The following is a 4,492-nucleotide window of genomic DNA, read 5'->3' as shown; positions in this document are numbered from 1 at the left end:
CAATCGACCTCGGCGAGGTGGCCGTCACCGATGCCTTCGACCTCGACGCCGGTATCGTGATTCACGCGGCGGCGATGCCGCATTACGGCGATGGACAAGCGACTACCGAGAGTATCCGAGATGCGACGCGAAACGCGCTCGAAGCCGCTGACGACCGCGGCTGTGAGTCGCTCGTCATCCCCGCCTTAGGCTGTGGCGTCGCCGGATTCGACCTCGAAGACGGTGCGCGAATCATCTGCGAGACGATTCGCGAGTTCGGCCCGGATTCGCTTCGTGACGTTCGGTTCATCGCTTACAGCGACGACGAGTTCGGGGTACTCTCGCGTGTTGTAGACGAGACTGGTTGAAGGAAGGAAGAATACGACTGGTGAATTGAGGCGTCGATTTACGTCGCTCGGACACCTCGGTTTCGTATGGTCTCCCCACGGCTCGACGACCCGGTCGACATCGGCGGAGTCACCCTCGGGAACCGGCTCTATCGCGCACCGGTACTCGAATGTGCGGGAACCGGCCCGGATGCACCCGAGCGCCTCGCCGCCGAACTCGAACCCGCTGCGCGGGCTGGGGTGGGACTCATCTGTCAGGGTGCGACAATCGTCCGCGAGACCGGTGGCTGCGCCGCGCCGGGGATGACTCGCGTCGCCGACCCCGACTTCGTCGCGTCGTTGGAGACCGTAACCGACGCCATCCACGACCACGGCGCAGCTATCGCCATTCAGTTGGAACACGGCGGCCTCCGGAGCATGGAGACGTGGCACGCCGAATACCGGCGCGAGCATCCGAACCTTCGGCAACTCGCGGTTTCGCGTCCGCCACGACTCCTCCGCCTCCTCGACCGTCTCGGCTTTCTCGACTACGATGCGCACGTCTTGACGACCGAGGAAGTGTACGACCTCGCGGCCGACTTCGGTCGCTCCGCGGCGATGGCGGTCGATGCTGGCTACGACATCGTCCACCTCGCCGGGGCGAACATGGGAATCATCCACCAGTTCCTCTCGCCGTTCTACAACCGCCGGGAAGACGAGTTCGGTGACGGCGTTCGGTTCCTCGAAGTCGTCGCCGACGAGGTTCGAACACGGGCGGGGGACGTGCCGTTGATGACCAAGGTCCCGGCCGAGACGGCTGCACCGCCCGGAATCCGCCGCCATCTGACTGCAGATGCCGCCGTCGATATATGCCGCCGATTGGACGACGCTGGCTACGATGCGCTCGTCCCGGTTTCCGGGTCGGTGTTCTGGGATGCGAGTATCGTCCGTGGGTCGTTTCCCGCCCGCTCGTGGCACGACGACCGGTTCCGGGAGGGCTACGCCGAGGCGTTCGGCGGTCCGATTCGGGCGCGCCTCGTCGAACTCGGCAATCGAATCGAGGTGGCGTGGTACGACTTCGACCCGGCGTGGAACGCGGCGCTGTGCCGTCGCGTCCGCGACGTCGTTTCGGTCCCGGTCCTCTGCGAGGGCGGGATTCGCGAGCGCGGAGAGATGGACCGACTGCTCGGCGATGCCTGTGACGCCGCCGGAATGGCACGGCCGTTCTACGCGGAACCGGAACTTCCCGCGCGACTGCTCGGAACCGACACCTCGGAGGAGACGCGAGCAGTCTGCGAGAGTTGCAACAACTGTGCGGTCCCGCAGGTGACCGGCGCGACCGGCGTCTGCCGCACCCCGTCAGTGTTGGCCCGAGCGGGAACCCTCAGAAAGGAGGGAGTATACGTTAGTGACCCCGAAAACGCTGGCGAAAACAACGGTGACCCGGTGGGTTAATAAGGTTCTCGTCGGAGAGTCAGGATAATGGCGCGCGACCGGTCCGCGGTGGAGTCAGCCGAACTAACGGCGGTGCTCGACGCGCTCGACGACGCGGACGCACGAGCCATCATCAGAGGACTCGAAGAACCTATGACGGCCAGTGAAATCTCAGAAACGTGTGACATTCCGCTTTCGACGACGTACCGGAAGTTGGACCTACTGACCGACGCGGCGCTCCTCTCCGAGGGGACGCAAATTCGGGCGGACGGCCATCACGCGACGACCTACGAGGTCGCGTTCGACGAAGTCCGAATCGGTCTCAACGACGACCGAGACTTCGATGTCGCCGTCGGTCGCCCCGAACGGACGCCGGACGAACGAATCGCGGATATCTGGACGCAGGTCCGGAAGGAGACGTAATATGGTACACACTGCATCACCGACAATCGCGACGTTTATTATCATCGTCAAGACGGGGATTCTCGTCCTCGGCGGTCTCATCACCTACTTCAGTTTCAAGGCGTACCGAAACACCGGGTCGCCGGCGCTCCGAGCCTTAGCGCTCGGATTCGGCGTTATTACCACCGGTGCATTGCTTGCCGGTGCATCTGACGTGCTTCTGTCCGTCGACCTCGCGACAGGGGTTCTTATCGACTCGATACTGACGTTCATCGGCTTTGCAGTCATCACCTACTCGCTCTACGTCGAGTAGCCAGTGGCTGTGTCCGCATTGGGCACGAATACAGACCGAGTTGCGTCGCTCGCTCGTGCTAACGTCAGTTGGGAGCGACGACACACCGCTGTTTCACCTGATTCTCTCCGCCATCTGTTCGTCTTTTACCACTCATCCACCGTTTTCGTCAATGCGATTGTGACGCATCTCCGCGATTACTATTGTCTCATTTCTGCAAAACTGTTATTAGCTTCCAGCCGATACCGATAGGTATGTCCGACGATGAACTGAGCGAAATCAGGAAGCAAAAGCGCGAACAGCTCGAATCCAAAATGCGCGGTGATGGCGGCACTACTGCCGGTGAAACCGGCCAAGCACCCAGTGAGACAATCCATGTAAACGGCATGGACGAACTGAATGAGACTGTCTCGACGTACGACGTGGTTCTCGTCGACTTCTACGCGGACTGGTGTGGTCCATGCAAGATGCTCGAACCGACTGTCGAGCAACTCGCAGAGAACACCGACGCGGCGGTTGCGAAAGTCGACATTGACCAAAATCAAGAACTCGCCGCCCAGTATCAGGTTCGCGGCGTTCCGACGCTGATTCTCTTCGCTGGTGGCGACCCCGCCGAGCAAATCGTCGGCGTCCGCGGCTACGACGACCTGAAGGGGCTTATCGACTCGCAGCTCGCGTAGACGGTACTGTTAGCACCTGAAGCCCCGCCACCCGAGTAGTATTTTCGAAACCGCCTCTCGGTCCGAGGGGCACACCCTGAACCCTTCTTGCCCAGTACTCCCTGAGTCCTCTCGGACCAGCAGTACCCCCTGGTACCCTTCGTCTCAGTCGCATTCCCCGATGCACGACGTTCTCACACGCGGGGTCTGCTTATGATTCTCAAGACCTAATCTTTGCTATGAAATTAATCGCTGAATCTATCGACATCGGAACTCGTTCGCCGACAGTCCTTCTGAACGAGGCTGATGCGGCGGAACTGGGGGTGCATGCACTCGAACGCATCCAACTGCAACGCGACGGTCGGACGACGATTGGAATCGTGGAGTTAACTGACGAACTCATCTCTGAGGGCACGCTCGGCGTCACACGTCGCCTCGGACACATCGACGGGCCAGTCGAGGTGTCGGTCGCACCGCAACCGAACTCGGTGTACTACATCCGCAAGAAACTCGACGACATCGAACTCGAACACCGTGAACTCGAGCGTATCGTCCGGGATATCTACGAGGAGCGACTCGCCGATATCGAACTCGGTGCGTACGTCTCCGCCATCTACACGAACGGGCTTTCGATGGAAGAGACTATGCACCTCACATCGTGTATGGCGAATATCGGCGAGACCATCTCGTGGAACGACTCCATCATCGCCGACAAGCACTCTATCGGCGGTGTTGCGGGGAATCGTGTCACGCCGATACTCGTCTCCATCATCGCCGCTGCGGGTGTGAAGATTCCCAAAACCTCGTCCCGGGCAGTCACCTCGGCATCCGGAACCGCAGATACGATGGAAGTCTTCTGTGACGTGGAGTTCTCCATCGAAGAGATTCGGGAAATCGTCAAAGAGACTGGTGGCTGTCTCGTCTGGGGCGGCGCGGTGAATCTCTCTCCGGTTGACGACCAAATCATCCGGGCTGAGACCCCGCTTTCTCTCGACCCGAAGGGACAACTCATCGCCTCCGTGCTCTCGAAAAAGAAGAGCGCCGGGTCGACCCACGCGGTTATCGATATCCCCTACGGCGAGGGAGCAAAGGTCGAAAGCCTCGCCGAGGCGCGCGAGCTCGCCGAGGACTTCAACCGCGTGAGCGAGCACCTCGGAATGACTATCGAGTGCGCCATTACGAGTGGCTCCGCCCCGGTCGGCAGAGGAATCGGCCCGGTCCTCGAAGCGCGAGAAGTCCTCGCCACGCTCGACGGAGAGGGACCGAACGACTTACGGGTAAAAGCGATTCGGCTCGCAGACCTGTTGTTCGAATCCGTCGGTGTCGACGCTGACGCCACCGAGATACTCGATTCGGGGGCGGCACAGGAGACATTCCGTGAAATACTCGCCGCACAGAAC

At 61.0% G+C, this 4,492-nt stretch carries 6 protein-coding genes; all 6 read left to right on the top strand.

The window, feature by feature from the left end; genetic code table 11:
• Positions 1-347 (top strand): macro domain-containing protein (locus QT222_RS05810; protein WP_491476603.1); only part of this gene is annotated, 347 nt, incomplete at its 5' end.
• A gap of 66 nt (positions 348-413) precedes the next feature.
• On the top strand, positions 414-1,760 hold the full coding sequence (locus QT222_RS05805; protein ID WP_491476602.1) for an oxidoreductase: 1,347 nt from the start codon (positions 414-416) through the stop codon (positions 1,758-1,760).
• A 27-nt stretch (positions 1,761-1,787) separates the two neighbouring features.
• Positions 1,788-2,162, top strand: a complete 375-nt coding sequence (locus tag QT222_RS05800; RefSeq protein WP_004572710.1) for a helix-turn-helix domain-containing protein — start codon at positions 1,788-1,790, stop codon at positions 2,160-2,162.
• Between the two features lies 1 nt (position 2,163).
• Positions 2,164-2,454 (top strand): DUF7521 family protein, encoded by a 291-nt coding sequence (locus QT222_RS05795; RefSeq protein WP_004572709.1) that lies wholly within the window; start codon positions 2,164-2,166, stop codon positions 2,452-2,454.
• A 233-nt stretch (positions 2,455-2,687) separates the two neighbouring features.
• Complete coding sequence (gene trxA, locus QT222_RS05790) at positions 2,688-3,113, top strand: thioredoxin (RefSeq protein WP_491476601.1); 426 nt, start codon at positions 2,688-2,690, stop codon at positions 3,111-3,113.
• 218 nt (positions 3,114-3,331) lie between these two features.
• Positions 3,332-4,492: thymidine phosphorylase (locus QT222_RS05785; protein WP_491476600.1), on the top strand; the 1,161-nt coding region annotated here is incomplete at its 3' end.

It is taken from the genome of Haloferax sp. s1, assembly GCF_058382125.1.
Note: the sequence above shows the minus strand (reverse complement) of the source record. Positions and strands in the feature narration are given on the sequence as shown.

Bases quoted from the DNA above. Each gene is read 5' to 3' on its own strand.
- QT222_RS05805 (WP_491476602.1), top strand. From the start codon at position 414: ATGGTCTCCCCACGGCTCGACGACCCGGTCGACATCGGCGGAGTCACC.
- QT222_RS05800 (WP_004572710.1), top strand. From the start codon at position 1,788: ATGGCGCGCGACCGGTCCGCGGTGGAGTCAGCCGAACTAACGGCGGTG.
- QT222_RS05795 (WP_004572709.1), top strand. From the start codon at position 2,164: ATGGTACACACTGCATCACCGACAATCGCGACGTTTATTATCATCGTC.
- trxA (WP_491476601.1), top strand. From the start codon at position 2,688: ATGTCCGACGATGAACTGAGCGAAATCAGGAAGCAAAAGCGCGAACAG.